At 69.7% G+C, this 3690-nt stretch carries 4 protein-coding genes and 1 pseudogene; 1 reads left to right on the forward strand and 4 read right to left on the reverse strand.

The genetic code is table 11. The features are described from left to right. The 3 genes and pseudogenes from ADBZ6I_RS16575 to ADBZ6I_RS16585 all read right to left on the reverse strand — a co-directional run. Nucleotides 1-197 (reverse strand): annotated as a pseudogene (locus ADBZ6I_RS16575) (DUF1254 domain-containing protein); the annotation flags it as partial. An 89-nt stretch (nt 198-286) separates the two neighbouring features. Further along, nucleotides 287-1522 carry a cysteine--1-D-myo-inosityl 2-amino-2-deoxy-alpha-D-glucopyranoside ligase gene (gene mshC / locus ADBZ6I_RS16580; protein WP_526385781.1) on the reverse strand — a complete coding sequence of 412 codons (1236 nt, stop codon included), beginning with the start codon at nt 1520-1522 and terminating at the stop codon, nt 287-289. Then, nucleotides 1522-2283, reverse strand: a complete 762-nt coding sequence (locus ADBZ6I_RS16585; protein WP_526385775.1) for a 3'(2'),5'-bisphosphate nucleotidase CysQ — start codon at nt 2281-2283, stop codon at nt 1522-1524. Before ADBZ6I_RS16585 ends, mshC begins: the two co-directional genes overlap by 1 nt. A 62-nt stretch (nt 2284-2345) precedes the next feature. Between ADBZ6I_RS16585 and ADBZ6I_RS16590 the strand changes: the two genes are divergently transcribed. Next, on the forward strand, nt 2346-2807 hold the full coding sequence (locus tag ADBZ6I_RS16590; RefSeq protein ID WP_526385777.1) for an META domain-containing protein: 462 nt from the start codon (nt 2346-2348) through the stop codon (nt 2805-2807). Nucleotides 2808-2824: 17 nt separating this feature from the next. Here ADBZ6I_RS16590 and ADBZ6I_RS16595 read toward each other — a convergent pair whose 3' ends face one another. Continuing rightward, nucleotides 2825-3616 carry an Rv2133c family protein gene (locus tag ADBZ6I_RS16595; RefSeq protein WP_526385779.1) on the reverse strand — a complete coding sequence of 264 codons (792 nt, stop codon included), beginning with the start codon at nt 3614-3616 and terminating at the stop codon, nt 2825-2827. Nucleotides 3617-3690 lie beyond the last annotated feature (74 nt).

Below are 3690 nucleotides of genomic sequence, written 5' to 3' on the forward strand. Positions count from 1 at the left end.
CGGTAGCTGTCGACCATCGGGAAGCCGTAGATGTAGGCCTCCTTGGCGATCTCGCGGGCCTGGTCGGGGGTGACCGGACCGCTCGGAACTGAGGCAGCCGTCGTGGTCCCGGCCTGTTTAGCCTGGTCGGTGGCGGTACCGCAGCCGGCAAGTGCCGTCATCAAGAGCGCGATGACAATGATGATCCAGTTCCGCATGGATGACCCCCCTCGAGATTGACCTGCGGCCAACCTACCCCGACCGGAACGGGAATTTGCTAGCAAACGTCAACAAGGTCCGGAATTTATTAGAAAACGCCCAGCAGGGTATCGATCGCGGTGGCAACCAGAGCCGGTGCGCTCGAGTCGTGTCCGCCGTATTCCAGGGCGTCGGTAGCCCAGCCGTCCACCGCGGCGAGCGCTCTCGGGGTGTCCAGGTCGTCGGCAAGATACCGGCGCAGCCGGGCGATGACGTCGGCCGCGTCGGGCCCGGCGGGCAGGGCGGTGGCGGTGCGCCAGCGCTGCAGCCGGGCCTGCGCCTCGGCGAGGACCTCGTCGCTCCAGAACCGGTCGCTGCGGTAGTGCCCGGCCAGCAGACCCAGTCGCACCGCGGCGGGATCGACACCGGCGGCCCGCAGTTTCGAGACCAGCACCAGATTGCCGCGACTCTTGGACATCTTGTGCCCGTCCCAACCGATCATGCCGGCGTGAACGTAGTGCCGGGCGAACCGGCGCTGCCCGGTGGCGCACTCGGCATGCGCGGCGGAGAACTCGTGGTGCGGGAAGATCAGGTCGCTCCCGCCACCTTGGACGTCGAATCCGAAACCGATGCGGCTCACGGCGATTGCCGCGCACTCGACATGCCAGCCCGGCCGGCCCGGCCCGAACGGCGACGGCCAGCTCGGCTCACCCGGGCGCCGCACCCGCCACAGCAGCGCGTCGAGGGGATCGGACTTTCCCGGCCGCTGCGGGTCTCCCCCGCGCTCGGCGAACAGCCGCAGCATGGTGTCCCGGTCGTAGTTGGACTCGTAACCGAAGACGGGATCGGCGTCGGCGCGGAAGTACACGTCGGGATGGTCCGGGTCGTCGACCACATAGGCCGCGCCGGACGCCAGCAGCTTCTCGACCATCTCCACCACTTCGGCGATCGCCTCGGTGGCGCCGATGAAGTCCTGCGGTGGAAGCACCCGCAGCGACGCCATGTCCTCGCGGAACAGCTGGGTCTCGCGGGTACCCAGGTCGCGCCAGTCCACGCCGTCGCGCTCGGCGCGCTCGAACAGCGGGTCGTCGACGTCGGTCACGTTTTGCACGTAATGCACCCGATGCCCGTTGTCCCGCCACATCCGGTACACCAGGTCGAAAGTCAGGTAGGTGGCCGCGTGACCGAGGTGGGTGGCGTCGTACGGCGTGATGCCGCAGACGTACATGGTGGCGCATCCGCCCGGCACGGTAGGCCGCACCTGCCGATCGGCGGTGTCGTAGAGCCGCAGCTGCGGACCCTGCCCGGGCAGCTCGGGAATGTCGGCGGCGGTCCAGGCCCGCATCAGCTGGCCAGCCACATCGCGTCGAGCAGCACGTCGGCGACCTCGGGGCGGCACATCAGGAAGTCCGGCAGATACGGGTCGGGCTGGTTGTAGCGCAGCGGCGAACCGTCCAGGCGGGTGGCGTGCAGCCCGGCCGCCTTGACCACGCCGGCTGGTGCGGCCGAGTCCCACTCCCACTGCCCGCCGGCGTGGATGTAGGCGTCGGCGTCGCCGCGGACCAGCGCCATGGCTTTGGCGCCCGCCGAACCGATACGGACGAATTCGACGTCGAGCCGGTCGCGCAACAGCCACAGCACCGCCGGCGGCCGGTTGGAACTGGCGGTGATGCGGATCGGTCCCGCGGGCGACGGCGGTGGGGCGGTCACGGTGTCGCTGCGGTGCACCTCCCCGATGGCCGGCAGTGCCACCGCGGCGTCGGAGATCGTCCCCTCCGAACCGGAGGTGCGCTGCCACAGCGCCACGTGGACCGCCCAGTCCTCCCGCCGCGGCAGGGAGTACTCGCGGGTGCCGTCCAGCGGGTCGATGATCCATACCCGGTCGGCGCGCAGTCGGCTCAGGTCGTCATGGGCTTCCTCGGAGAGCACCGCGTCGTGCGGACGCTCGGCGTGCAACCGCCGCAGCAGCAGCGCGTTGGCGCGGATGTCCCCGGCATCGCCGAGGGCGGGCGGGAAGTCGTGCCCGACCTCCTCGCGCACCGCCAGCAGCAGCCGGCCCGCCTCCTCCGCCAGATCGGCGGCCAGCTCGGCGTCGGTGCGACTCACCCCGTCAGTATTGCCGAGGCGGAAACGGCGCGTGGGTGTGGGCCGACGCCTAGATTGCTGCCATGCGAATCGCGAGCGTCATCGGCCTGGCCCTTGGTCTCCACCTCGTCCTTGCTGCGGCCGGCTGCGGCAAGACCGCGGAGGTGGCAGACCCTCTGACCGGCACCACCTGGCAGCTGGTCACCATCGAGTCGATGGCGCCCAATGAGCAGCCGAGCACCGAGATCGAACAGCGGTCGGAATACACGGTGACCTTCGGCGACGACGGGAAGGCCGGCTTCCGGGTCGACTGCAACCGGGGCAACTCCACCTGGAAGCGGGACGGCGAGGGCTCCTCGGGCGGGCTGACCTTCGGCCCGATCGCGCTCACCAAGATGATGTGCCCCCAGCCGTCCAACGACACCGTGGTTGCCGCGGCGCTCGGAAGAGTACGCAGCTACCTGGTGAAAGACGGGAAACTGCATCTGTCACTGGAAGCCGACAGCGGCATCATGCACTTCGAGCCCCTGCCCACCGGGCAGTAGCCGCGGACCCGACTGGTCTAAAAAGCCGGCCAGGGCAGCGGGCGACGGCCGTCGGGCTTGGGCATCACCGGCTCCTCGATCACCGCGCACACCCGCCGCCGCAGCGCGGCCAGTTCCGCGCCGGTGATGTGCTTGCGCAGCCGGGTGCCCAGTTTGCCCCGCAGCCGATCGTCGAGGCTGCGCAGCGACTCCAGCGTCGCGGTGTCCAGTGTCGTGCCGGCCCACCCCCACAGCACGGTGCGCAGCTTGTCGTGGACATGCAGGGAGATTCCGTGATCGACGCCGTAGACAGCGCCGTCCGCTCCGGCCAAAATGTGGCCGCCCTTGCGGTCGGCGTTGTTGACGATCACGTCGAAGACCGCCATCCGGCGCAGCCCGGGATCGTCGGCGTGCACCAGGGTCACCTCCACACCGGCGTAGTCGTAGGCGGTGAGCACCGACAGATAACCGTCGGGAACGCAGTCGGCCGGACACAGATCCACCAGACCCGGGACACGGGCCGGTTCGGGTTCCTCGATCCACAGCTGCACCATGCCCAGTCCGCCCGGACCCTGCCGGATGACGGTGTGCGGCACAACATTCCAGCCCAGCGCCTCGGAGATGAGAAAGGAACCGTACTCCCGGCCCGCCAGGGTGCCGTCGGGAAAGTCCCACAGCGGCTGCTCCCCGGCCACCGGTTTGTAGACGCACTGCACGACGCTGTCGCCCAGGGTTGCCTCGCAGAGAAAGGTGGCGTTGCTGGCCGAGCGGATCCGGCCGACGACGGCCAGCTCGCCGCGCAGCAGCGTCTCCTGCGGCTGGTCGGTCACAGGTCGGAGTCGTCGCCGGCGTCGTCGTCGGCACCGTAGAGCGGGGCTCTGCGGTAGCCGTTGGTCCGCACGCA

This window comes from Mycobacterium sp., assembly GCF_044342925.1.
Classification (GTDB): Bacteria; Actinomycetota; Actinomycetes; order Mycobacteriales; family Mycobacteriaceae; genus Mycobacterium.

What these genes read in the sequence shown, in the direction of transcription:
- mshC (WP_526385781.1), bottom strand. Translation starts at nt 1,522, where the DNA reads ATGCGGGCCTGGACCGCCGCCGACATTCCCGAGCTGCCCGGGCAGGGT.
- ADBZ6I_RS16590 (WP_526385777.1), top strand. Translation starts at nt 2,346, where the DNA reads ATGCGAATCGCGAGCGTCATCGGCCTGGCCCTTGGTCTCCACCTCGTC.